This window comes from Cupriavidus sp. H39 (assembly GCF_050271075.1).
GTDB lineage: Bacteria > Pseudomonadota > Gammaproteobacteria > Burkholderiales > Burkholderiaceae > Cupriavidus > Cupriavidus necator_B.
On the sequence record NZ_CP189846.1, the window covers coordinates 2177807 to 2202723 of the forward strand.

Consider the following 24917-nt stretch of genomic DNA (forward strand, 5'->3'; position numbering starts at 1 on the left):
GAGAATGGGTAGAGGAAACACTGCATGCATTCCAGCAACAATGACGGCACGCTCAAGCGTGGCCTGAAGAACCGGCATATCCAGCTGATCGCCCTTGGTGGCGCCATCGGCACCGGACTTTTCCTGGGCATCGCCCAGACCATCAAGATGGCGGGGCCTTCGGTCCTGCTGGGCTATGCGATCGCCGGCATCGTGGCGTTCTTCATCATGCGCCAGCTGGGCGAGATGGTGGTGGACGAGCCCGTCGCCGGCTCGTTCAGCTACTTTGCCGACAAGTACTGCGGCCACTTCGCTGGCTTCCTGTCGGGGTGGAACTACTGGGTGCTGTACATCCTGGTGAGCATGGCCGAGCTGTCGGCCGTCGGCATCTACGTGCAGTACTGGTGGCCGGAAATCCCCACCTGGATTTCCGCGCTGGCGTTCTTCGTCATCATCAATGCGATCAACCTGGCGAGCGTGAAGTCCTTCGGCGAGATGGAATTCTGGTTCTCGATCATCAAGGTCGCGGCGATCGTCGGCATGATCGGTTTCGGCGGCTACCTGCTTGTGTCCGGCAACGCCGGGCCGCAGGCCAGCGTGGCCAACCTGTGGCAGCACGGCGGCTTCTTCCCCAACGGCATGGGGGGCCTAGTGATGGCCATGGCGGTGATCATGTTCTCGTTCGGCGGCCTGGAGCTGGTGGGCATTACCGCCGCGGAAGCGGACGCGCCCGGCAAGACCATCCCCAAGGCCACCAACCAGGTGATCTACCGCATCCTGATCTTCTACGTGGGCGCGCTGGCGGTGCTGCTGTCGCTGTACCCGTGGGAAAACGTGGTCACCGGCGGCAGCCCGTTCGTGCTGATCTTCCACGCACTGAACAGCAACTGGGTGGCCAACGTGCTGAACGTGGTGGTGCTGACCGCGGCGCTGTCGGTCTACAACAGCGGCGTGTACTGCAACAGCCGCATGCTGTATGGCCTGGCCAAGCAGGGCAACGCGCCCAAGGCGCTGCTCAAGGTCAACCAGCGCGGCATCCCGCTGACGGCACTGGCGTTCTCGGCGGTGGCCACCGCGGCCTGCGTGGTGATCAACTACTTCATGCCGGGCAAGGCCTTCGAGCTGCTGATGGGGCTGGTGGTGTCGGCGCTGATCATCAACTGGGCCATGATCAGCCTGATCCACCTGAAGTTCCGCGCCGACAAGCGCAAGGCCGGCGAGGCCACGGCGTTCCAGAGCTGGGGCTATCCGCTGACCAACTACCTGTGCCTGGTGTTCCTGGCCGGCATCCTGGTGGTGATGTACCTGACCGAAGGCCTGCGCATCTCGGTCTACCTGATCCCGGTGTGGCTGCTGGTGCTCGGCGTGAGCTACCTGGTGCGCCAGAAGAAAGCCGGCGCCGCGCTGCAAGCCGGCGCGGCCGCGCAGCCGCTGCGCTGACCCGGCCCGGCGGCGCCTGCAGGCTGCGGGCGCCGCCGGTTAGAATCGAGGCTGCGCGACGCCCTGCGCCGCGGCAGCCGCCCCCGACCCCACTCCATCGCATCCCATGTTTGCACACATCGAGGCCTTTCCCGGCGATCCGATCCTCTCGCTCAACGAGGACTTCCAGCGCGACCCGCGTACCGACAAGGTCAACCTGAGCATCGGCATCTACTTTGACGACGATGGCCGCCTGCCGGTGATGCAGGCCGTGGCGCAGGCCGAGGCCGCGCTGCTGGCCGACATGGGCCCGCGCCCCTACCTGCCGATGTCGGGCCTGGCGGCCTACCGCAACGCGGTGCAGGCGCTGGTGTTCGGCGAAGATTCGCCGGCGCGCGCCGCCGGGCGCATCGCCACGCTGCAGACGCTGGGCGGCTCGGGCGCGCTGCGCGTGGGCGCCGATTTCCTCAAGCGCTACTACCCGCAGGCGCAGGTCTGGATCAGCGACCCCAGCTGGGAAAACCACCGCGTGGTGTTCGAGCGCGCCGGCTTCACCGTCAATACCTACCCGTACTATGACGACGCCACCGGCGGGCTGAAGTTCGACGCCATGATGGACGCCCTGCGCGCCATCCCGGCCGGCAGCATCGTGCTGCTGCACGCGTGCTGCCACAACCCGACCGGCGTCGACCTGAACCAGGACCAGTGGCGCCAGCTGATTGCGCTGCTCAAGGCCAACCAGCTGCTGCCGTTCGTCGACATGGCCTACCAGGGCTTCGGCGCCGGCCTGGAAGACGATGCCTTCGCCATCCGCGAACTGGTGGCCCAGGACGTTCCCTGCCTGGTGGCCAACTCGTTCTCGAAGAACTTCTCGCTGTACGGTGAGCGCTGCGGCGGCCTGAGCGTGTTCTGCAACACTGCCGCCGAGGCCTCCAACGTGCTGGGCCAGCTGACCGGCGCGGTGCGCGCCAACTACAGCAACCCGCCCACGCACGGCGCGCGCGTGGTGGCCAAGGTGCTGACCACGCCCGAGCTGCGCCAGCTGTGGGAACAGGAACTGGCCCAGATGTGCGGCCGCATCGCGCGCATGCGCGAGGCCATCCACCACAACCTGCGCGACCATGTCAGTGGCGAGGCGCTGTCGCGCTACCTGACCCAGCGCGGCATGTTCACCTACACCGGCCTCACCGCCGACCAGGCCGAGCGCCTGCGCGAGCAGCATGGCGTGTACCTGCTGCGCTCGGGCCGCATGTGCGTGGCGGGGCTGAACGAGCGCAATGTCGGCGTGGTAGCCAAGGCCATCGGCAGCGTGCTGAAGGGCTGACGGTCCCGCACCAGCGTGCCGGGTTTTCAAGCAATCTGACGGCGCCTTCGGGCGCCGTTCTTGTTTTTGCGCCAGCGTAATTTCTACAAGCACCACGTGGCGTTTTGGCGCTTGCCAGCCCGCCAGGCCGTGCCGCGCGCGGGGCCATGGCCCGTGCGAGGCCCCGGCACTGAACTTGCAGCCTTCCGGTATTCCAGGCACCACCTGAAGATGTGCCGGTACTCCCACAAGAAGGCTCGCCCATGTCCGAAGACAACGTTCCGGCCCATTGCAGCGCCACTGCGCCGCCGGGCGCAGCTGCCCGGGCGGTGACGCTCCACGTCAACGGCAAGCCGTGCACGCTGCAACTGGAAGCGCGCTGCACGCTGCTCGACGCGCTGCGCGAAATCCTGCAGCTGACCGGTGCCAAGAAAGGCTGCGACCGCGGCCAGTGCGGCGCGTGCACGGTGCTGGTCGACGGGCGCCGCATCAACGCGTGCCTGACGCTTGCGGTGATGCAGGAAGGCCGCCAGATCACCACCATCGAAGGCCTGGCCAGCGGCCACACGCTGCACCCGATGCAGCAGGCCTTCATCACCCACGACGCGCTGCAGTGCGGCTTCTGCACCCCTGGCCAGATCTGCTCGGCGGTGGGCATGCTGGCCGAAGCGCGGGCGGGCGAGGCCAGCGCGGTACAGCCGCTGGGCCCCGCGGCACTGCCCCTCGGCGACGACGAGATCCGCGAGCGCATGAGCGGCAACCTGTGCCGCTGCGGCGCTTACCCCAACATCGTTGCCGCGGTCCGCGCCGTCTGCGGCGAGGGCGGCGACAGCTAAGGCCGGCCATGAATCCCTTCTCTTATGAACGGCCCGGCTCGGTCGACGACGCCCTGCGCCTGGGGAACCAGCCCGGCGCGCGCTATGTGGCCGGGGGCACCAATCTGCTTGACCTGGTCAAGGCCGGCGTCGAAGCGCCGCGCCTGCTGGTCGATGTCAGCCGGCTGCCGCTGGCCCAGGTGACCGCGCAGCCCGATGGCGGCCTGCGCATCGGCTCGATGGTCAGCAACACCGATGCGGCCAACCATGCGCTGGTGCGCGAGCGCTATCCGCTGCTGGCGCAGGCACTGCTGTCGGGCGCCTCCGGGCAACTGCGTAATATGGCGACGGTGGGCGGCAACCTGCTGCAGCGCACCCGCTGCCATTATTTCTACGACCCGGGTTTCCCGGCCTGCAACAAGCGCAAGCCCGGCTCGGGCTGCGGCGCGCGCGACGGCATCAATCGCATCCACGCCATCCTGGGCGCCAGCGAGCATTGCATCGCCGTGCATCCGTCCGACATGTGCGTGGCGCTGGCCGCGCTCGAGGCCCTGATCGTGGTGCGTGCCACCACCGGCGAGCGCCGCATTCCGATCGGCGACTTCCACCGCCTGCCGGGCGAGACCCCGCAATGCGACACCATGCTCGCGCCCGGCGAGCTGATCGTCGCCATCGAGCTGCCGCCCTCGCCGTATGCGCCCCACGCCCACTACCTGAAGGTGCGCGACCGCTCCAGCTTTGCCTTTGCCCTGGTCTCGGTCGCCGCCGCGCTCGACCTCGATGGCAACAGCGTGCGCAGCGCCCGGCTGGCGCTGGGCGGCGTGGCGCACAAGCCTTGGCGCGTACCGGCCGCGGAGCGGGCCCTGGCGGGCCGGCCGCTGAGCGCGCACAGCGCCGCCGAAGCTGCGCGGCTGCTGCTCGACGGCGCGCACCCGTATGCCCACAACGCCTTCAAGATCGGCCTGGCGCAGCGTGCCGTGCTGCGCGCGCTGCAGGTTGCCAGCCGTCCACCAGGAGCCCAGTGATGAGCGTGACCGGCACCCCGCTCGACCGCGTCGACGGCATCCCCAAGGTCACCGGCCGCGCCCGCTACACCGCTGACCACATGCTGCCCGGCCTGGCCCACGCAGTGATGGTGACCAGTGCCATTCCCCGCGGCGAGATCATCGCCATCGACACGGCCGCGTGCGAACGCATGCCGGGCGTGCGGCTGGTGCTGACGCCCTTCAACGCGCCACACCTGCCCAAGGGTGGCAAGGCGGCCGCGGACATCCCCACGGCCGGCCACGTCATGAGCCTGCTGCAGGACACTGCAGTCCACTACAACCACCAGCCCATCGCCGTGGTGGTGGCCGACACGCTGGAGCAAGCCCGTGACGCCGCCCACTGCCTGCCCGTGCAATACCGGCAGGCCGAGGCCGTGCTGGACTTTGCCCAGGCCCGCACGCGGGCCCGCAAGCCGGATGAAGAGGATGCCGCCGACAGCCGGCGCGGCGATCCCGATGCTGGCCTGCACGGCGCCGCCGCCGTGGTCGACGCCGTCTACACCACGCCGATGGAACACCACAATCCGATGGAGCCGCATGCCACCATCGCCGCATGGGACGGCGACCAGCTGACGCTGTACGACGCGACGCAATACGTCAGCGGCGTGCGCAAGACCGTCGCGGCGGCGTTGGGCATCGCCGCGGACAAGGTCCGCGTGATCTGCCCGTACGTGGGCGGCGGCTTTGGCTGCAAGGGTTCGGTGTGGTCGCATGTGGTGCTGGCCGCGATGGCGGCGCGGCAGGCCAGCCGGCCGGTCAGGCTGGTGGTGGAACGGACCCAGATGTTCGGCCCGGTCGGCGCACGGCCAATGACCGAGCAGCACGTGGTGGCTGCCGCGGCGCAGGATGGCACGCTGCGCGCCATCCGCCATGACGTGATCACGTGCACTTCCACGGTGGAAGAATGGCTGGAATCCGCCGCGCTGATCACGCGCCGGCTCTACGCCTGCCCCAGCCTGCAGACCCGCCATCGGCTGGTCGAACTGAATATCGGCACGCCCACCTTCATGCGCGCGCCGGGCGAAGCCACCGGCAGCTTTGCGCTGGAATGCGCGCTCGACGAACTGGCCGAACGGCTTGGGCTCGATCCGGTCGCGCTGCGCCTGCGCAACCATGCCGACTCGGATCCGGAGAAGCAGTTGCCGTTCTCGAGCAAGTCGCTGCGCGAGTGCTATCGCGACGCCGCCGAGCGCTTCGGCTGGGCGCGGCGCGATCCCGCCCCACGCTCGATGCGCGCCGACGACAAGCTGGTGGGCCTGGGCATGGCCACCGCCACCTACCCGACCTACCGCTCCCCGGCCAGCGCGCTGGTGCGCCTGCTGGCCGACGGCACGGCGCTGGTGCGCTCAGGCTCGCAGGACCTGGGCACCGGCACGTATACCGTCATGACGCAGGTCGCCGCCGATGCGCTGGGCCTGCCACCAGCGCGCGTGCGCTTTGAGCTGGGCGACACGGCCTTTCCCGAGGCCCCGGTATCGGGCGGCTCGCAGTCGGTGGCCAGCGTCGCACCCGCCGTCCAGCAGGCCGCCGAAGCGGCACGGCAGCGCCTGATCCGCCAGGCCGTGACCGATACCGCCTCGCCGCTGTCCGGCGCGCCGCCGGAAGATGTGGAAATCGTCGATGGCTGGCTGCAACGCCGTTCGGATCCGGCGCAGCGCGAGCCCATGTCCGCGCCGATCCAGCGCGCCGGCGGCCGTGCCGTCGAAGCCCGTGCCAGCACCAAGCCGGGCAAGGAACGCCAGAGTTATTCCATGCACGCCTTCGGCGCCGTCTTTGCCGAAGTCCGGGTCGACCCCGAGCTGGGCGAGATCCGCGTCCACCGCGTGGTTGCCAGCTACGGCGCCGGCCGGCTGCTGAACCGCAAGACCGCGCACAGCCAGCTGATGGGCGGCATTGTCTGGGGCATCGGCATGGCGCTGCACGAGAAGACCGAACTGGACCTGGCCACCGGGCGCGTCGCCAACGCCAACCTGGCTGAGTACCACATCCCGGTCAATGCCGACGTCGGCGCGATTGAGGTCACGGTGGTGGACGAGGACGATCCGCATATCAACGCGCTGGGCACCAAGGGCATCGGCGAGATCGGCATCGTGGGCGTGGCCGCGGCGATTGCCAATGCCGTGTACCACGCCACCGGCCGGCGCGTGCGGGACTTGCCGATCACGCTGGACAAGCTGCTGGACTGAGGCCTTCCACCCGCGCGCTGCCCGCCGGGTGGTTGCGCTGGCCGCGATCCAGTGGAAAGATGTCGGCCACGGGCCCCGCGCCCGCAACCTGACTGCCCGCCAAGCGGGCATGGAGGCTGCCGTGACCGAGCGAAATCCGAAGCGTCTGTCCTCGCGCATCGCGCTGCTGCTAGCCGCGGGCGCCGTGCTGGCACCGCCGCTGGCCAGCGCCCAGACGCCGGCGCCGCTGGCCGAATGGCAGTTCTCCGCCGGCATTCCGCTGCAGAAGCTGTTTCAGGACGACATCCCCGTCTGGCAAGTGCGGCTCGGCGCCGCCGCCATGCTGCGGCCGCGCTACGATGGTTCGTCCGAATATATCGTGCTCGGCGGCCCCAGCATCGATATCCGCTACCGCGACCTGGCCTTCGCGTCGATCGGCGAAGGGCTGGGCGTGAACCTGCTGCGCGGCAAGAACTGGCGCGCCGGGATTGCGCTGACCTACAACCTGGGCCGGCGCGGCCACGAAGACTCGCCGCACCTGGACGGCATGGGCAATATCAACCCGGCGCCGGAAGGCAAGCTGTTCGCCGAATACGCGATCTCGAAGGAATTTCCGCTGGTGCTGCGCATCGACGCGCGCCGCAGCCTGGGCGGCAGCGACGGCTGGATCGGCGATATCGGCGCCTATATGCCGCTGCCCGGCAGCTCGGAGAAATTCTTCTGGTTCGCCGGACCCACCGTCACGCTGGCCGACTCGCGCTACATGAACGCCTGGTACGGCGTCAGCGCCGCGCAGGCGCGCGCCGGCCGGCCGCAGTACCACGCCAGCGGCGGCATCAAGTCGTACGGGTTCGGCGTAACCTCGGTGTGGTACTTCGCCAAACACTGGTTTGCCAGCTCGGACGTGGCGGTTTCACAGCTGGCGGGGGATGCCGCCGACAGCCCCATCACGCGCAAGCGGACCAACGCGGTGTTCGACCTGTCGGTCAACTACGAATTCTGAAGCTCGTCGCGGCCAGCCTGGTTCGGCTATCGCACATTGGATGGCCGGCGCCCGGGATTCAGCCGTGTTGGCGCGTTACCGTGCCGACTGCGTCCCGCATAATTTGGCCGGCCGGATCTCCGGCCGCAGGCCCCGCAAGGGGATTGCCAAGCATGCCAAAGAAGGAGACGTAGTTGAAGTCCAGCATCAAGCATCGCGTCGCGCGCAGCGCGCGTTCCATTGCCATCGCCGTCGCTGGCCTGGCCGCCGCCCACACCGCCCCCGCTGCCCATGCCGCCGACGCATGGCCGGCCAAGCCGATCAAGGTGATCGTGCCCTACACCCCGGGCGGTTCCACCGACACGGTCTCGCGGGTCGTGTTCGAGCAGGTCTCGCAACGGCTGGGCCAGCCCATCATCATCGAGAACAAGCCTGGTGCCAATAGCACCCTGGGTGTCGGCGTGGCCGCGCGCTCGGCGCCGGACGGCTACACTTTCGTCTCGGTGCTGGCCGCCTACAGCGCCAACATGTCGCTGTATTCGAAGCTCAGCTACAAGCCCGCAGACCTGGTACCAGTGGCGGAAATGGCCGAACTGCCGCTGTTCCTGTTCGCCAGCAAGAAGCTGCCGGTCCGGACCCTGGCCGAACTGGTCGACTACGGCAAGAAGCATCCCGACACGCTGACCTTCGGCTCCAGCGGCGTCGGCAGTTCCGCGCACCTGACCGGCGAGCGCCTGGCGATGGAAACCAAGCTCAAGCTGACCCACGTGCCCTACAACGGCAGTGCGCCGATCCTGCCCGCACTGGTGTCAGGCGAAGTCTCGGTGGCGTTCGACCCGCTGCTGGTGCCGATGCCGCACGTCAAGTCCGGCAAGATCAACGTGCTGGCCGTGGCTTCCGCCAAACGCTGGCCGGGCGAGCCCAATATCCCGACCATGGAAGAAGCCGGATTACCCGGCTTCGTCATGAGTTCATGGACTGGCCTGCTGGCACCGGCCGGCACGCCGCAACCGATCGTCGCGCGCATGGCAAAGGAAATCGCCGCGGCCACGCGCAGCCCGGAAGTCACGAAGAAGCTGACCGAGCTGGGCTTTGTACCGGTAGGCGGAACATCCGAAGAGTTCCGCAAGCTGATCGAGCGCGATACCAAGCGGTATGCGGAGATCGTCAAGGCGGGGAAGATTACGCTGGACTAAGGCAGCGGCTTGCCACCCCGGCGCCCGTGGCGGGGTGGGTCAGCAAGCACTGGTGCGACGTGGGCTATGCGGTAGATGGCACAGATTCGCGGCTTGCCGCGAGGCTCCACGCGCCGGTTCGCCACACTGGTCATCCGGGGCGAGCGGCACCCGGTTGAACATGCCCCGCGGTCATGGCAGGATACGTCGATGACCGCCGCCGCCCATGACACCATCCTCCGTGACCTGGCCCGCCTGCGCCGCGTGCGCGACCGCATTGACCGCGACTACGCCCAGCCACTGGACGTCGAGGCGCTCGCCCGGGGCGTCCATATGTCGGCGGGCCACCTCAGCCGGCAGTTCCGGCTGGCCTATGGCGAGTCGGTCTATTCGTACCTGATGACACGGCGCATCGAACGCGCCATGGCGCTACTGCGCCGCGGCGACCTGAGCGTCACCGAGGCTTGCTTCGAGGTCGGTTGTTCATCGCTGGGCACCTTCAGCACCCGGTTCACTGAGCTGGTCGGGGTCGCGCCAAGCGTTTACCGCCGCGATCATGCGCGCGCGGCCGAGGGCATGCCGTCCTGCATCGCAAAGCAGGTGACGCGACCGATCAGGAATCAAGAAGCACCGGAGAAAGCCTCAGCCTAGACTGCGTTCCATGGTTCGGGACCAGCGCGGCGACGGCCGCCACCGCTGCTTTTCCAATTTCGGAGACCGCTCATGGACATCACCATCCACTCGACTTTCCTTCCCCACACCGATCCGGAAGCCTCGCTCGCGTTCTACCGGGACGCGCTCGACTTCGAAGTCCGCAAGGACGTCGCCTTCGGCGGCAACCGTTGGGTCACCGTCGGCCCGAAGGGCAAGCCCGGGACCTCGCTGGTCCTGTACCCACCGAACGCCACGCCCGGCGTCACCGACGCAGAAAAGCGCACCATCGCCGAGATGATGGCCAAGGGCACCTTCGCCATGCTGCTGCTTGGCGCGAACGACCTCGACGCCGTCTTCCAGCGGCTGCAGCAGTGCGACGCCGAGATCGTCCAGGAGCCGACCGACCAGCCCTATGGCGTACGCGATTTCGGCGTGCGCGATCCGGCCGGCAATATGCTCCGGATCCAGCAGCTGTAATGCGTTGAAGCCAGACTCATGCCCCTACGGGCATCACGAATCCCTGACCATGCATCCCTGACCATGCAGATTCCGGCAATCGTCCCCGCGCAAACCGCCCTGGTGGTCATGCACTACCAGACCGACATCCTCGCCTTGTTTCCATCGGTCGCGCCCACCTTGCTGTCCAATACCCGCAAGCTCTGTGACGCCGCGCGGGCCGTGGGCGTCGGCGTCTATTTCGCCAAGATCCACTTCAGCCCGGGCTATCCGGAAGTGAGCCCGCTGAACCGGAACGGGCAAGGCATCAAGCAACTGGGCCTGTTCACCGACGACCAGGTCTCGCCCGAGCTTGGTCGGCGGGACACTGAACCACTGATCATCGCGCATCGCGCGAGTGTGTTCTTTGGTACCGACCTGCAGCTGCGGCTGTCCGCGCGGGGTATCGATACGCTGATCCTGGCGGGCATTGCGTCGACCGGCGTGGTGTTGTCATCGGTGGCGTATGCGAGTGATGCGGACTTCCGCTTGTTCACGGTCAGGGATTGCTGCTACGACCCAGACCAGGTTGTGCACGACCATCTGTTTTCAACGGCGTTCGAATCCCGCACGACGGTGCTGTCGCTCGCCGATGCCTTGTCACTACTCGCCTGACCGTTGCCGGGCTTTCCACAGCCGAGGGACAACGCAGGCATACCCCGCTTCGGGAGAACCCATGTTTGACCACGTCAAATTCGGCGTCAGCGACTATGCAGCGAGCAAGGCGTTCTTCCTCAAGGCGCTGGAACCGCTCGGCGTAGCCATCGTGGCGGAGGGACCGCCGGCCTACGGTGTCGAGCTGAGCGCGCAGGGCAAGGCATCGTTGTGCCTGTTCGAGACCGGAGAGAAGCCTGCGCATCTGCACCTGGCGTTTACCGCCGAGACCCGGCAGCAGGTAGACGCGTTCTATCGCGCAGCGCTGTCAGCGGGCGCCAGGGACCATGGTGGACCGGGTCTGCGGCCGCACTACCACGCGAACTACTATGCGGCGTTCGTCATTGGTCCTGACGGGCACAATATCGAGGTGGTCTGTCACGCACCGGGGTCGTGACCCTTCCTTTGAAAGCGGGACCAGAGTCTGGTTGCCATCACCCCGCTCCTGGTTGGAATCAAGGCGGCGCCTGCGCCGCGGCGTCGGATTGATGCACATCAAACGCGTACCCACGCGGGCATCTACCCTGAAGGCAGCGCATCGCCACGTGGATTCCACCCTTTCGCCAGGAGACTCATCATGTACCAGCGCATCCTGCTCGCCGTCGATGGCAGCCGTTCGTCGGACCTCGCCCTCAGCCAGGCCGTCATCATCGCCAAGGCAACCGGCGCCGAGGTCAAGGCCTTGTTCGTGGTGGACGACAGCGATGTCTTCTTCGAGGCCAGTTACTTCAACCCCAAGGAACTGGTGGACAGTCTCATCACGCATGGCAAAAAGGCGCTGGATGCGGCTTCTGCCAGGCTCAGCGAGGCGGGCGTGCGGAATCTGGTGCAACTGGACGAAAAGCCGGTGGGGCCGGGCAAGATCTCGTCAACCATTGTTGCTGACGCCGATGCCTGGAACGCGGACCTGATCGTGCTTGGCACGCACGGCCGCCGCGGCGTACGGCGCCTGCTGATGGGCAGCGTGTCGGAAGGCGTGCTCGCCAAAACGAACAAGCCCGTGCTGCTGGTCCGTAGCGAGATCGAAGGCTAGCCCGGCCCGGCCCGGCACAACACGCCATGCCCCACGCAACCATGCGAGCGATGGTCTTCGAGGGCGCAGGCTTGCCGCTGCGCCTTCGTGAGGTGCCCGTTCCAGACCCCGGCCCCGGCGAAGTCCGCATTGCCGTAACGGCCTGCGGCGTATGCCGGACCGACTTGCATATCGTCGACGGTGACCTGCGCCGGCCCAAGCCGGCACTCATACCGGGTCATGAGATCGTCGGCCGGGTGGACGCGTGCGGCACGGGGGTCACCGACCTCAGGCCCGGCGACCGCGTAGGCGTGCCATGGCTTGGACATGCCTGCGGCGCTTGCCGCTACTGCCTGAGGCATCGCGAGAATCTTTGCGGCGCGCCGCTGTTCACGGGCTATACCCGCGATGGCGGCTACGCCGAGTTTGCCGTTGCCGACGGCGCCTTCTGTTTCCGGCTCCCGTCCGGCTACGATGACGAGCACGCCGCGCCACTGCTTTGCGCCGGCCTGATCGGCTATCGCACGCTGCGGATGGCGGGCGCTGCCAGTCATGCACGCCGTATCGGCATATACGGGTTCGGCGCCGCCGCGCACCTGGTGACGCAGATCGCGGTGGCGCAAGGACGCGAAATCTACGCCTTCACCCGCACAGGCGATACTGGCGCCCAGCAACTCGCCTATCAGACCGGTGCTTGCTGGGCCGGTTCGAGCGACCTGGAGTCACCCGTTCCGCTGGACGCGGCGCTGATCTTTGCCCCGGTCGGGACACTGATTCCCAAAGCGCTGCGCGCCGTGGACAAGGGCGGCGTCGTGGTCTGCGGCGGGATTCACATGAGCGACGTGCCAAGCATGCCTTACCGGTTGCTCTGGGAAGAAAGGCGCCTGTGCTCGGTCGCCAACCTCACGCGCGAGGACGGCCGCGCGCTCATGGATATTGCCGCGCGAACCACACTGGTGACGCACACCACCGTCTATCCGCTGGAGCAAGCCAACGAGGCACTGGCCGACCTGCGCGAAGGCCGCCTTGCCGGTGCCGCCGTCCTGAGAATCCTTTCATAGATCGCCGCCAGGCATTGCGATGAGCCGATACCAGTCCCGCTTCCAGTCTCGAGAGCATGCCGGCGCGGAACTCGCCTCGGCGTTACGCGCCTATCAGGGCACGGGTGCGCTGGTCCTGGCGCTACCGTGCGGCGGCGTGCCGGTCGGGCGCGTGGTGGCCGACGCCTTGGGTGCTGACTTCGACCTGGTGATGGCACGCCGGATCGCTGCCGGCGTGGCGCTGGACGATACTGGCAAGACATGGCGCACGAACGAAACCGATGCCTGCAGCACCGGTGGCGGCCTGCGCGGTATCCATTTCGACCAGCTTTGCAGGCAGCGCGCAGTCTATACGCCGGTTCGCAAACCGGCGGACCCTGCCGGCCGCGTGGTGATCGTTGTCGATGACGGCCTGGTGAGCGGCGCGACGATGTATGCCGCGCTCGCCCGCCTTCGCAAGCAGCGCCCTGCCCGGCTCATTTGCGCCGTGCCGATCGCCACCCGGGCCGGGCTGGACCAGGTACGCGCGCTGGCCGATGAAGTCCTGTGCCTGGACACGCCGGATCACATCGCAAGCCTTGCGCACTACTATCACGAGTTCCAGCTGGTCAGCGATGACCGCGTCCGCGCGTTGACTGGGATGACGTCGGCGCAGGCTCCAGGCCCCGCCGGCCCGGGTGCGGCGGCGAGCGTGCCATCGCTGACCCAGGCAATGCTGATTCCCTACTGGGCGACGCCTCTGCGGGCCATGCTGGAATGCGGTCCCAATCCCGTCGGTGTCGCGGTCATGGTGCATGCCGGTGGCGCCCAACGACGCGCCGCCCGTAGCCATTACCTGGCACGCAAGCTGCGGACAAGAGGCTTCGCCACGATGCTGGTAGACCTCCAGCCCGACCGCCGTGTCGACGACGCGCCGGATTCAGAGGTCGATGAGCTCACGAAAAGATTGGCCCGGATCCTGAGCTTCCTGCGCGCCAGCACGCCGTTCGCAAGCCTGCCGGCTGGCTTGTTCAGTGCTGGCACCGCTGCCGCGGCTGCCTTGCGCGTGGCGGCGGACCACCCGGCACGACCGGGTGCGGTCGCCTGCGTGGCAGGGCGAATCGACCTGACCGGCAGCGCCTTTCTGCAGAGGCTGGACACACCCACCTTGCTGATGTGCGCAAGCGGCAACCCGGAAAGCGTCCGGCTTCACTATCAGGCCTTCGCGCCAATGCACTGTCCTCGGCAACTGTCGTTCGTGCACGCCAGCGGATGCGGATTTGATGACCGCAAGGCCCTGGAGGAAGTTGCGACACTCGCGGCGGCCTGGTTCGAACAGTACCTGGTGAAGCCATCGCGCCCCTACCCGGCTCACGAAGCGGCACGGTAACCCGCGGTTATCCCGGACGGCGTCGAGAGGCATCGCCAGCGCCTGGTATACCAATCGTCACAGAAACTTCACTTTACAGGTTTCCATGTTTCGAATATCTTCGAAACATGGAAACGAACCACGCCCTTGAAGCGCTTGCCGCGCTCGCCCATGCAATACGCCTCTCCGTCTTCCGGATGCTGGTGCAGGCCGGTCCCGCCGGAATGCCGGCCGGCCGGATTGCCGAACTGATGGAAATGCCGGCGTCATCGTTATCGTTCCATCTGAAAGAGCTGCACCGCGCTGGCTTGCTGTCCAGCCGCCAGGACGGTCGCTCGATCATCTACATGGCACGTTTCGAGACCATGAACGCCTTGCTCGGTTACCTCACGGACAACTGCTGCGGCGGCAATCCGTGCTCCCCTGTCTCCACCTGTTCCGTCGCCCTGGAGCCCAAATCATGAAGCGCTTCCACGTTCACGTCAGCGTCGCCGACCTGTCTGCCAGCATCCGTTACTACTCGGCGCTCTTCGCCGCCGAACCGTCGTTGGTGAAAGACGACTATGCGAAGTGGATGCTGGAGGATCCGCGCGTGAACTTCGCCATCTCGGCGCGGGGTGCGGAAACCGGCGTTGACCACCTCGGCTTTCAGACGGACGACGCCGAAGAACTGGCTGAGTTGAAGCAGCGCGCCGAAGCCGCTGACATGGAGCTGCAGGATGAGGGCGAAACCACCTGCTGCTATGCGCGTAGCGACAAGTACTGGCTGACGGACCCGCAGGGCATTGCGTGGGAGCACTTCCACACCCTGGGCGACGTGCCCGTGTACGGAGAATCCCGAAGGATCGAAGCAGAAGGCCAGCCATCGGCCTGTTGCGCGCCCCGTGCGCCGAAGGGCAAGCCGATCGGCGTCGCGGTCAATTCCACGCCGTCTTGCTGCTGAGGGCGCGCCATAAGCGGAAAGCCCTGCCACGTCCTCTTCCCTGCACCGGCAATTCGGCCCACTGGTCTGACTGGAACGCTCCAGAACTTGTTGTTGCCACGCCCATGACTACCAACGTACTGATCCTCTGTACCCACAACTCCGCCCGTAGCGTGCTGGGCGAGGGCATGCTCAATCATCTCGCCAGGCAACTCGGCCGGGATGTGCGCGCCTACAGCGCCGGAAGCGCCCCGAGTGGACGTATCAATCCGTTCGCAATCGAGGCCCTCGAGAACGCCGGCGTCGAGGTCGGTGACTTCCGCAGCAAAAGCTGGGACGCGTTCGTCGGCGAAGATGCGCCGCCCATGCGCGTCGTGATCACGGTGTGCGACAGCGCGGCCGAAGAAGCCTGCCCGTACTGGCCGGGTAGCCCTGTGAAGGTGCACTGGGGCTACCCTGACCCGTCCAACACGGAAGGCGGCGATGAAAGGAAGCGCCAGGCCTTCGAGCTGACGCGGCAGGCGATCGCCTATCGCATGCTGCAACTGCTGCTGCTGCCGATCGAGGACATGGGCAACGCCGAGTTGCAGGAGACGCTTCAGCGTCTGGCGGGGAACTGAACATGCAGACACAAGGCGTAGCCGCCACCAGCCAGCCCGCGGCCAAACCGGCCATCGGCTTCTTCGAGCGCTATCTGACCGTTTGGGTCGCGCTGTGCATTGTCGCCGGTATCGCGCTCGGGCAGTGGCTGCCTGGAGCGTTCCAGGCGATCGGACGGATGGCATACGCGCAGGTCAATCTGCCAGTGGGCATCCTGATCTGGGTGATGATCATCCCCATGCTGATCAAGATTGATTTCGGCGCACTGGGCCAGGTGAAATCGCACTGGCGGGGCATCGGCGTGACCCTGTTCATCAACTGGGCGGTCAAGCCGTTCTCCATGGCGCTGCTCGGCTGGCTTTTTGTGCGCCATCTCTTCGCGCCGCTGCTGCCGGTCGACCAGCTTGACAGCTATGTGGCCGGCCTCATCCTTCTGGCCGCAGCGCCATGCACCGCCATGGTCTTTGTCTGGAGCCAGCTGTGCAAGGGCGATCCGTACTTCACGCTGTCCCAGGTGGCACTGAACGACGCGATCATGGTGGTCGCCTTCGCGCCGGTGGTGGCGCTGCTGCTGGGCCTGTCGTCGATCACCGTGCCGTGGGATACGCTGCTCACGTCGGTGGCCCTGTACATCGTGGTGCCGGTCATCCTGTCGCAACTGCTGCGCAAGATGCTGCTGGGCCATGGCGTTGCCTGCTTCCAGCGTGTCGTGCAACGCCTGGGACCGTACTCCATCACTGCGCTGCTCCTTACGCTGATTCTCCTGTTTGCATTCCAGGGCAAGGCCATCATCGACCAGCCGCTCGTGATCGCGCTGCTGGCGGTGCCGATCCTGATCCAGGTCTTCTTCAACTCGGGACTGGCCTACCTGCTGAACCGAAAACTTGGCGTGGCCCATTGCGTGGCGGGCCCGTCCAGCCTGATCGGCGCCAGCAACTTCTTCGAGCTTGCAGTCGCCACCGCCATCAGCCTGTTTGGCTTCCAGTCGGGCGCGGCGCTGGCGACAGTGGTGGGGGTTCTGATCGAAGTTCCGATCATGCTGCTGGTTGTCCACCTCGTCAACCGCTCGCAGTCATGGTATGAGGCCAAGGCGCACTGAGAAAAAGGGTTGCGCGTCAAGCCGCGCGCCGGGACTGGCGAGCCGCCGAAGAGCCGCTTGCCAGCGCCGTGGCGCCGTCAGTTGCCGCCCACCTTGTTCCAGCGATGCTGGGCGAGGCCGTTGGCCTCACGTCTTTCGCATCCGCCCGATGAACCTGGCCGCGCGGCGTAGCCTGGCGCGCTAGCGCGCCAGGCTACATGGCTCAGTCGCGATACGCCCACAGGTCCACCACGCGGCCGCCATCGTCGGCAAGCAGGCGGAACGCGGCCGGCTGGTAGTCGGCATCGATGGCCAGCACCCCTGCGGCGCTGGCGGGCAACGTGCCGCAGGCCGACGTGGACAGCTGCAGGCGCAGCGTATTCGGCATGGCCTGCGCGGCGAGCGTTCCCGATAGCTGGCACGCCGAAGCACCGGGCGCGATCTTGCCCTCTGCCGTGACCGTGAAGCTGGCCCTGGCGCCCGAGGGCAGCACCGTGGTGTAAGTGCCAGCCACGCTGGCGGGATCGACGCTGGTTGCCGGCACCGACGCCTGGCTCAGCAGCCTGACGCTGGCGGACGGGTCCGCGCCCGGTGCGGCGACCCAGCTGCCGTGCTTGTCGCGGCGATAGATGGTGGTGGCCTTGTCGTCGGCATCGGCGAGCGCCAGGTAGCGGCTGCCATCCGTGCCGGCGTAGTACTTGCCGACGGTCGGGTTGTCGGCGTCGCCTACGCTGACGACGTAGGCGCCGGGATCCAAGTCGGTGACTGACAAGGTTGCGGCGGCTGGCGGCGCAGTGTTGTCGGGCGCGTCGTTGCCGCCGCAAGCGGCGAGCGCCAGCACGGTGGCCAGGGGAAACAGGGAAAAGAGGCGTTTCATCGGGACCTGCCTCACTGGCCGAACAGTTCACCCAGGCGCAGGCGCAGCCATTGCTGGCCTGCGGGGCGCTGGTCGAAGCCGATCTGCATGGCAGTGACGGCGGTCCTGGTCTTGTAGACGACGGACTCGTCCTCGGCCTGCGCGGCGGTCGGCGTACCAGTGCCGGCGCCGATGCCGAGCCCGTACGGCGCCGTGCCGTTGAACTTCAGCGCATAGGCGTCGAAAGTGCCATGCCGCGAGAACGCGAACGGCGTGGCGGCCGTTGGCGCGTTCGGGAAGTTGACGTTCAGCGCCAGCCCGGCCGGCAGCAGCGGGCCGCCATTGGCCTTGGCCTGCAGAGAACTGACCAGCTTGATGGTCAGCTGCGCCACCACGCCGGACACCGGGCTCGCCAGTCCGGCATTGTCGACCGAATCCGTACCCGCGCTCAGGGCGATCGACGGAATGCCGCGCGCGGCGCCGAACTGCGCATTGCTGACGGTGCCCGAGCTGTTGACGATGCGGCCGACGTTCTGCCCTTCGTTGGGGCCGGACAGCACCAGATCCGGGGCCTTGCCCCAGCGTGCCGGCGCCAGCACGTCCAGGCCGTACATGGTCGCCATCACCGGCGTGCCATGGGCGTAGTGGTAATCGCCGTTGGTGTAGCCCGCCTTGGTGAAGGGCCCCACCGCCGGCTCGCCGGTCTTCGCCGCGCCGTTGTGGCAACCGCCTTCGGCCTCGACCTGGGTCTTGTCGTTGTCCGGCACGATGACCGTGGTGCTGTACATCACGATGCCGGCGCCGCGGCCGCTCTGGCCGGTGCAGGGTACGCTGACGATGACGTTGTGACCGGCACCCTTGAGGGCGTCGTACAGCGCCTTCAGGTTGCTGGTCAGGCCGTCGTCATTGGTGAGCAGGATGTTCAGGGCGAAGGCAGGACTCGCCGTGGCGGCCAGCAAGGCCGCGGCGATCAGGCGGGATTTCATGTCGATGGTATGTCGAGGCGGTTCAGGAATGCGGGACGGGCGTGCCCCGCGCGGCAGGCAAGGTATTTCAGGCAGCCCGGTGAGGCTGGCGGACACTCGCGCCGGCAGCGCCGGTGTAGGAGGCGCGGGCCGGGCGCAGCGCCCTGTGTATCCGCTGGCGGACGGACGCTACCTTACCCGCGGCGCATGACAGTTGCGTGAACAACAGAAGGACCTGGCGATAGACCAGCCCTGCCCGCAAACCGCTTTACGCACCCCGCATGCGCTGGCTGGCGGCCATGCGGCTCAATGAAAATCCCGGCTCCCCACCAGCAGCCGCCCCAGCATCGGGCTCAGGTCCACCAGTTCCCGGGCCACCAGGTGGCGCACGTCGCCCTGGCGCTGCCAGGTGCCAACCACGCCCAGCAGCGTGGCACCCAGCACCTCCTTGCGCTGGCGCTCGACCAGGTCGGGCCACAGGATCAGGTTGATGCTGCCGGTCTCGTCCTCGATGGTGGCAAAGATGGTGCCGCTGGCGGTGGACGGGCGCTGGCGCACGGTGACGATGCCGCAGGCGCGCACGCGGCGGCCGTTGGCGCAGCGTTCAAGCTGGCTGGCGGTGGCAAAGCGCATGGCGGCCAGCTTGTGCCGCAGCAGCGCCAGCGGGTGCGACTTTAGCGACAGGCCCAGGCTGGCATAGTCCGCGGTCACGTCTTCGCCCAGGCGCGGCGGGGGCAGCGCCAAGGCGGCTTCCGCGGGCGGCGCTTCATACAGCAGGTCACGGTGCGCGGCATGCGCGGCCGCGGCGCGCGCCTGCCAGCGCGCCTGGCGGCGGTTGCCGGCCAGCGGTGCCAGCGCGTCGGCGGCGGCCAGCACGTCGATGTCGTGGCGGTCCAGGCCAGCGCGCAGCGCCAGGTCTTCGACGCTGTCGAACGGACGCTGCGCGCGCGCGGCCTCGATGCGCAGCGCGGCGGCTTCGCGCATGCCCTTGACCCGGCCCAGGCCCAGGCGCACGCGCGGATGCGGCGGGCGATGCGGCTGGCGTGATGGCGCCTGCGCGCCTGCCCCATCGTCCGGCTCCGCGGGCTCCAGCGTGCTGTCCCAGCGGCTGATGGTGACATCCACCGGCCGCACTTCCACGCCATGCCGGCGCGCATCCTGCACCAGTTGCGAGGGCGAATAGAAGCCCATCGGCTGGCTGTTCAGCAGCGCGCACAGGAAGGCCGCCGGGTGGTGGCACTTGAGCCAGGAACTCACGTACACCAGCTTGGCAAAGCTGGCCGCATGGCTTTCAGGGAAGCCGTACTCGCCAAACCCCTCGATCTGCTTGCAGATCGCCAGCGCGAAGGATTCCGGATAGCCGTTGCCGGTCAGCGCGCGCACCAGCGCGTCCTGGTGCCGGCGCAGGTCGCCGCGCCGCCGCCACGCCGCCATCGAGCGCCGCAGCTGGTCCGCCTGCCCCGGCGAAAAACCCGCCGCGTCGATCGCCAGCTGCATCACCTGTTCCTGGAAGATCGGCACGCCCAGCGTGCGGCCCAGCACTTTCTCGATGACCTGGTTAAAGTAGACCGGCAGCTTCTGCGTGCGGCGCAAGGCTTCGCGCCGCTTCAGGTAAGGATGGACCATGCCGCCCTGGATCGGGCCGGGCCGCACGATCGCCACTTCCACCACCAGGTCGTAGTACTGGCGCGGCTGCAGCCGCGGCAGCATCGACTGCTGCGCGCGCGACTCGATCTGGAACACGCCGATGGTGTCGGCCTTGCAGATCATGTCGTAGGTCTGCTTGTCTTCCTTCGGGATGTCTTCCATGCGCGCGGGCAGCCCCGCGCGCGCCGGGTCGTCGCTGGGATTGGGGATCATCTCCAGCGCGCGCCGGATCGCCGACAGCATGCCCAGCGCCAGCACGTCGACCTTGAGCAGGCCCAGCGATTCCAGGTCGTCCTTGTCCCACTGGATCACGCTGCGGTCGGCCATCGCCGCATTCTCGATCGGCACCAGCCGCGACAGCTTGTGCCGCGCGATCACGAAGCCGCCCACGTGCTGCGACAGGTGGCGCGGAAAACCGCGCAGCTGCGCGGTCAGGCTGGCCCACTGCTGCACCGCAGGCGATTCAGGATCGAGCCCGTAGCGGGCGATCTTATCGACAAAGCCCGGCCCGCCGTCCCACCACGCCTGGCCCTTGACCACCTGCTCGACCACGCTGGCATCGATGCCCAGCGCGCGGCCCACGTCGCGCAAGGCGCTGCGCGAACGGTAGGTGATCAGCGACGCCGCCAGCGCGGCGCGATGGCGGCCGTATTTGTCGTAGATGTACTGGATCACCTCTTCGCGCCGCTGGTGCTCGAAATCCACGTCGATATCGGGCGGCTCATCGCGCTCGCGCGACAGGAAGCGGCCGAACAGCAGGTTGGCCTGCTCGGGGCTGACCTCGGTCACATACAGGCAGAAGCACACCAGCGAATTGGCGGCCGAGCCGCGCCCCTGGCACAGGATGCCGCGCGAGCGCGCAAAGCGCACGATGTCGTGCACCGTGAGAAAGAACGGCTCGTAGTGCTTTTCCTCGATCAGTTCCAGTTCTTCTTCCAGCTGCTTGTCCCACTCCGGCTTGAGGCCATTGGGAAAGCGCTCGCGCTTGCCGCGCTCGACTTCCTTGCGCAGGTAGGAGATCGGCGTCTCGCCGGCCGGCACCAGTTCCTCGGGATACTCGTAACGCAGCATGCCCAGCGAGAAATCGCAGGACTCGGCAATCTTCAGCGTCTGCGCCAGCGCCTCGCGGGGGTACAGCCGCGACAGCACCTGACGCATGCGCAGGTGCTGCTCGGCATTGGGCGCCAGCGCCATGCCGCATTCGGCCAGCGGCTGGCCCAGCCGGATCGCGGCCAGCACGTCGGACAGCGGCTTGCGCGAGCGTACGTGCATGGTGACCGCGCCGGCGGCGGCCAGCGGCACGCCGGTCTGCGCTGAGACCGCTTCCAGGCGCGCGCGGTGCAGCGCATCGGCATGGCCCTGCAACTGTTCCAGTGCAATCCAGGCGCGTTCGCCGAAGACTGCGCGGCACCACTCGGCCTGCGCCAGCAGCCGTTCAGGCTCGGCGCAATAGTCGGGCAGCAGCAGCGCCACGCAGCCGGGCATGCCGCGCAGGTGCGCTTCGTCGGCGGCGGGCGCGGCCAGGTCTTCGGGATGGAGCCGGTAGCTGCCCTTCTGCGCGCGCCGGCGGCCCAGCGTGATCAGCTCGCTCAGGTTGCCGAAGCCTTCGCGGTGCTGCGCGATCAGCACCAGTCGCAGCGGCGCCTGCGCCGAACCATCGGCCGGGGTCAGGCTGAAGCGGCTGCCGATCAGCAGCGAGAACGCATCGGCGGCGCGGGCCAGCGCCTGCAGCCGCTGGTGGCGGCTGGCGTGGAAGTCGGGATCGTCATCGCCTGCGCCGAAGGCATCGCCGTCGTCCAGCAGCGGTTCATCGACGCCTGCCTCGCCGCCTTCCTCGTTACGTGCAGCGCTGCGCGCGACCGCGTCGTGCAGGCGCTTGCGCAGCGTCTCGATGGCATCGTGCGCGCGCGCGGTGCCGGCCACCGAGCATTCATCGGTCAGCGCCAGCCCGCTGTAGCCCAGGCCGAAGGCACGCTCGATCAGCTCGCCCGGGTGCGAGGCACCGGTCAGGAAGGTGAAGTTGGAGATGCAGTGCAGTTCCACGTAATCCGGCAGCGCCGGCAGCAAGCCCGGCAACGACGCGGACAGCGAGGCGGATAAGGGCGGCGCGCTCATGCGAACAACCCATGCAGGAACCAGCGGTACTCGCCGCCCTCGTCCTGCGCGGCATGGCCCGGACGTTCGCGGAAGATCCAGCAGCGCAAGCCGTCGGCGCGCTCGGCGATAAAGTAATCGCGCGTGGCCAGCGCGCCGTCCCACCAGCCGGATTCGATGCGCTCGGGCCGGCTCAGCAGCGCCAGCGGACCGCCGTGGCAGGGCCGGTGGCGCTGCACCGGTAGCGGCAACGGTTGCGGCAGCAGCCACAGCGGGCGCTCCGGCTGCGGGCCTGGCAGGCTGGCGGCCTTGTTGGCGCCGGGCTCGTCGACCGGGCACCAGCGGTTGGCGCGCTCGGGCCGGTGGTCGGCCAGCGGCCGCGGCTGCAGTACGTTGTCGCGGCCCAGCCGCGCCATCAGCGTATCGAGCAGGCGGCCCAGGTCTTCCGGGGTGCCGCCGGGCTCGGGGAACAGCGCATCGCTGTGCGGCACGCATGCGGCCATGGCTTCCACGCGCAGCGCCAGGCCGGTCACGGGGGCATGGAAGCTGAGCTTGTCGAGCTTTTCGCGCAGCAGCCGCGACAGGTGCGCGGGGTCGCGGCTGGGCTGGGCCAGGCCCAGTTGCACCGGCGTGCCTTCGGTAGCCACGCCGCGCCGGTAGCGCTCATGCTCCAGCACCAGCACGCAGCGCGTCACGCCGGCCTGCTGCACCGCCAGCCAGCCCGCCAGCGCCAGCAGCAGGCGCTGCGCGCCGGCCAGCACGCCTTCGGCCGATTCGATGCGGCCCGGCAGGTCCATGCGTTGGGCAAACGCGGGCGGCGCCACAAACCAGATGAAACGCGCCGGCGCCTCGCCATAGGCCTGGTCCAGCCGCGCCAGCAGCGCCGGGCCCAGCCGGCGCGTCAGGCCCGCGCGCGGCAGGCGCCGCACCTCGCCCAGCGTGCGGCAGCCGATGCCGTCAAGCCAGGCCGGATCGGCCAGCGTGTGCAGCGCCTCCACCGGCAAACGGTCCAGCAGCCGGTGCAGGCGCGCCATGCCCACTGCCCGGCGCGCGGGCCGCACCACGCCGCGCCGCGTGCGCCGCAGCGGCTGGCGCGCCAGCCACGCGGCGCCGTGCGCGGTGGGCCCGGAACCCACCTGGGCAATGGTGCCGAGCTGGCGCACGCAGGCACGCACCGCGCGGCACAGCGCGCGGTGGCCGCCAAACAGGCGCAGGCTGGCGCTGACATCGAGCATCAGCGTGGCCGACTCCGGCTCCTCGTCGACGCTCACGGCCGGCGTGAAACGCAGCAGGGCCAGCGCCACCGCTTCCATCAGCGCGGCTTCCGCCGCCAGGTCGCGCTCCAGCTGCACGATATCGGCCGACAGCGCCTGCACGCCGCCGCGGCGCATGCCGTAGCGCACGCCGAGTTGCATCGCCGGGCCGTTGGCCAGCACCACCTGCTCGCGCGCCATCACCGCCACCGGCAGCGCGTGGTGCAGGGTGGCGGCGGACAGGCTCTCGGCGGGCGCCAGCTCAGGCCAGTTGGGCTGCAGGGCGTCCAGGGGCAGGCGCGGCAGGTGCACCGCGATCCAGTACGGCATCGGAAGAAAGCTGAGAAGACTGAGCCAGCGGTTCAGGCAAGGCGGGCGCCCCCGCCGGAACCGGCCAGGCGGCCGTGCGCGTGGCCGCCGCCATGCCGTCCAGGCGCAGCAGCAGCGGCGTGTCCCGCACCGGGCCGCGGCGCTTGTGGAAGGTGATCGACAGCACGTTGCCGGGCAGCGGCGCCAGCAGCAGCCGCAGCACCGCGGGCGACGACTCGCGCAGCGCCGCGGCCGGTCGCAGCGCCCAGGCCACCGCGTCGCTGGCCTGCGCCAGCACCTGCAGCCGCCGCAGCGCCTCGGGACGCGCCGCAGGCAACCACACCAGCACGCCACCAAAGGCCTGGCTGCGCAGCACCTGTTCGGCCGCCCACAGCATGTCGGCCTGCTGCGCGGCCTTGGCCGATCCGGCCGGGGGCCGCACCCAGTAGCACTGCCGCGCCGGCAGCCCGGCCGCGGCCAGCCCCATCGCATTGGGCAGGTAAGGCGGCGCCACCAGCGCGATGCGTCGCCCCGCTTCGGCCAGCGTGCGCAGGGCCGGCAGCAGCAGGCGCATTTCCCCCGCGCCGCCGTGCGTGGTCAGCAGTTCGGTCAGGCCGCCGGCCGGCCAGCCGCCGCCGGGCAGTTCCGCCGACAGCGCGTCATAGCCGGTGGGACATACCGCCGCCCCGCCGGCCCGGCCCAGCTGGCCGGCCCGCCACAGCCCGGGATAGCGCTGCTCGAGCGCCGACAGCGCCTGCTGGCGCTCGGCCGCGGCAGGCCCGGTCGGCTCGGGAGCCGCCGGCGCAGGGAAAAGCAGGCCCTCCGCCGCCCTTGGCGGGGTTCCGTGCAATGGGGCAGTCATGTGAAGTTGGCATCTCTCGCCGGCACCGGCGAGGAGTTAGGATATTTACGATAACTGTATATTTATACAGTATCCAGGACAAGGCAAGGGCTAACGGAAGGGGGTGGCTGCAGAGGCACAGCGCAAGGTCTCGGCGCCGCGCCGGCGCGCTCTGGCACACACGATTTTGGCCATAGAAGCTCTCATGTACTATCATTCAATAGAATGATTCCTTATTTGAAAAGCTTCTATCGTATGAGGAGCA

23 protein-coding genes are annotated in these 24917 nt (G+C 68.2%); 18 read left to right on the forward strand and 5 right to left on the reverse strand.

The window, feature by feature from the left end; translation table 11 throughout:
- Positions 1-24: 24 nt before the first annotated feature.
- From ACOCMH_RS10240 to arsB, 18 genes are all read left to right on the forward strand, one after another.
- Positions 25-1419, forward strand: a complete 1395-nt coding sequence (locus tag ACOCMH_RS10240) for an amino acid permease (protein ID WP_427306868.1) — start codon at positions 25-27, stop codon at positions 1417-1419.
- Between the two features lie 106 nt (positions 1420-1525).
- Entirely contained in the window at positions 1526-2722 is a 1197-nt protein-coding gene (locus ACOCMH_RS10245) for an amino acid aminotransferase (RefSeq protein WP_427306869.1), read from the forward strand.
- Between the two features lie 242 nt (positions 2723-2964).
- A complete protein-coding gene (locus ACOCMH_RS10250; RefSeq protein ID WP_427306870.1) occupies positions 2965-3537 on the forward strand; it encodes a 2Fe-2S iron-sulfur cluster-binding protein in 573 nt (190 codons plus the stop codon).
- 8 nt (positions 3538-3545) lie between these two features.
- Positions 3546-4541, forward strand: coding sequence for an FAD binding domain-containing protein (locus ACOCMH_RS10255; RefSeq protein ID WP_427306871.1), 996 nt, complete (start codon positions 3546-3548; stop codon positions 4539-4541).
- Positions 4541-6748 (forward strand): xanthine dehydrogenase family protein molybdopterin-binding subunit, encoded by a 2208-nt coding sequence (locus ACOCMH_RS10260; RefSeq protein WP_427306872.1) that lies wholly within the window; start codon positions 4541-4543, stop codon positions 6746-6748. The genes ACOCMH_RS10255 and ACOCMH_RS10260 overlap by 1 nt, the downstream gene beginning before the upstream one ends.
- A 28-nt stretch (positions 6749-6776) precedes the next feature.
- Positions 6777-7730 (forward strand): MipA/OmpV family protein, encoded by a 954-nt coding sequence (locus tag ACOCMH_RS10265; RefSeq protein ID WP_427306873.1) that lies wholly within the window; start codon positions 6777-6779, stop codon positions 7728-7730.
- Positions 7731-7903: 173 nt separating this feature from the next.
- Positions 7904-8905, forward strand: a complete 1002-nt coding sequence (locus tag ACOCMH_RS10270; protein ID WP_427306874.1) for a Bug family tripartite tricarboxylate transporter substrate binding protein — start codon at positions 7904-7906, stop codon at positions 8903-8905.
- A gap of 189 nt (positions 8906-9094) precedes the next feature.
- Positions 9095-9535 carry a helix-turn-helix transcriptional regulator gene (locus ACOCMH_RS10275; RefSeq protein ID WP_427306875.1) on the forward strand — a complete coding sequence of 147 codons (441 nt, stop codon included), beginning with the start codon at positions 9095-9097 and terminating at the stop codon, positions 9533-9535.
- Between the two features lie 72 nt (positions 9536-9607).
- On the forward strand, positions 9608-10015 hold the full coding sequence (locus tag ACOCMH_RS10280) for a VOC family protein (protein WP_427306876.1): 408 nt from the start codon (positions 9608-9610) through the stop codon (positions 10013-10015).
- Positions 10016-10033: 18 nt separating this feature from the next.
- Positions 10034-10648, forward strand: coding sequence for an isochorismatase family cysteine hydrolase (locus ACOCMH_RS10285; protein ID WP_427306877.1), 615 nt, complete (start codon positions 10034-10036; stop codon positions 10646-10648).
- 61 nt (positions 10649-10709) lie between these two features.
- On the forward strand, positions 10710-11084 hold the full coding sequence (locus tag ACOCMH_RS10290) for a VOC family protein (protein ID WP_427306878.1): 375 nt from the start codon (positions 10710-10712) through the stop codon (positions 11082-11084).
- Positions 11085-11264: 180 nt separating this feature from the next.
- The gene (locus tag ACOCMH_RS10295) at positions 11265-11720 is read left to right on the forward strand and encodes a universal stress protein (RefSeq protein WP_427306879.1); all 456 of its coding nucleotides are present in this window, start codon (positions 11265-11267) and stop codon (positions 11718-11720) included.
- Positions 11721-11746: 26 nt separating this feature from the next.
- Complete coding sequence (locus ACOCMH_RS10300) at positions 11747-12760, forward strand: zinc-dependent alcohol dehydrogenase family protein (RefSeq protein WP_427306880.1); 1014 nt, start codon at positions 11747-11749, stop codon at positions 12758-12760.
- Positions 12761-12779: 19 nt separating this feature from the next.
- Positions 12780-14108, forward strand: a complete 1329-nt coding sequence (locus tag ACOCMH_RS10305) for a phosphoribosyltransferase (protein ID WP_427306881.1) — start codon at positions 12780-12782, stop codon at positions 14106-14108.
- Between the two features lie 107 nt (positions 14109-14215).
- Entirely contained in the window at positions 14216-14551 is a 336-nt protein-coding gene (locus ACOCMH_RS10310) for an ArsR/SmtB family transcription factor (protein WP_427306882.1), read from the forward strand.
- Entirely contained in the window at positions 14548-15030 is a 483-nt protein-coding gene (locus ACOCMH_RS10315; RefSeq protein WP_427306883.1) for an ArsI/CadI family heavy metal resistance metalloenzyme, read from the forward strand. Before ACOCMH_RS10310 ends, ACOCMH_RS10315 begins: the two co-directional genes overlap by 4 nt.
- A gap of 104 nt (positions 15031-15134) precedes the next feature.
- Positions 15135-15629, forward strand: coding sequence for an arsenate reductase ArsC (locus ACOCMH_RS10320; protein WP_427306884.1), 495 nt, complete (start codon positions 15135-15137; stop codon positions 15627-15629).
- Positions 15630-15631: 2 nt separating this feature from the next.
- Positions 15632-16708, forward strand: coding sequence for an ACR3 family arsenite efflux transporter (gene arsB, locus ACOCMH_RS10325; protein WP_427306885.1), 1077 nt, complete (start codon positions 15632-15634; stop codon positions 16706-16708).
- Positions 16709-16910: 202 nt separating this feature from the next.
- On the opposite strand, the gene ACOCMH_RS10330 is transcribed toward arsB, so the two are convergent.
- From ACOCMH_RS10330 to imuA, 5 genes are all read right to left on the reverse strand, one after another.
- Entirely contained in the window at positions 16911-17564 is a 654-nt protein-coding gene (locus ACOCMH_RS10330; RefSeq protein WP_427306886.1) for a hypothetical protein, read from the reverse strand.
- A gap of 11 nt (positions 17565-17575) precedes the next feature.
- Entirely contained in the window at positions 17576-18529 is a 954-nt protein-coding gene (locus ACOCMH_RS10335) for a 5'/3'-nucleotidase SurE (protein WP_427306887.1), read from the reverse strand.
- Between the two features lie 285 nt (positions 18530-18814).
- Positions 18815-22270, reverse strand: coding sequence for an error-prone DNA polymerase (locus tag ACOCMH_RS10340; RefSeq protein ID WP_427306888.1), 3456 nt, complete (start codon positions 22268-22270; stop codon positions 18815-18817).
- Entirely contained in the window at positions 22267-23832 is a 1566-nt protein-coding gene (locus ACOCMH_RS10345) for a Y-family DNA polymerase (RefSeq protein WP_427306889.1), read from the reverse strand. The genes ACOCMH_RS10340 and ACOCMH_RS10345 overlap by 4 nt, the downstream gene beginning before the upstream one ends.
- Positions 23765-24673 (reverse strand): translesion DNA synthesis-associated protein ImuA, encoded by a 909-nt coding sequence (gene imuA / locus ACOCMH_RS10350; RefSeq protein ID WP_427306890.1) that lies wholly within the window; start codon positions 24671-24673, stop codon positions 23765-23767. Before imuA ends, ACOCMH_RS10345 begins: the two co-directional genes overlap by 68 nt.
- Between the last annotated feature and the right edge of the window lie 244 nt (positions 24674-24917).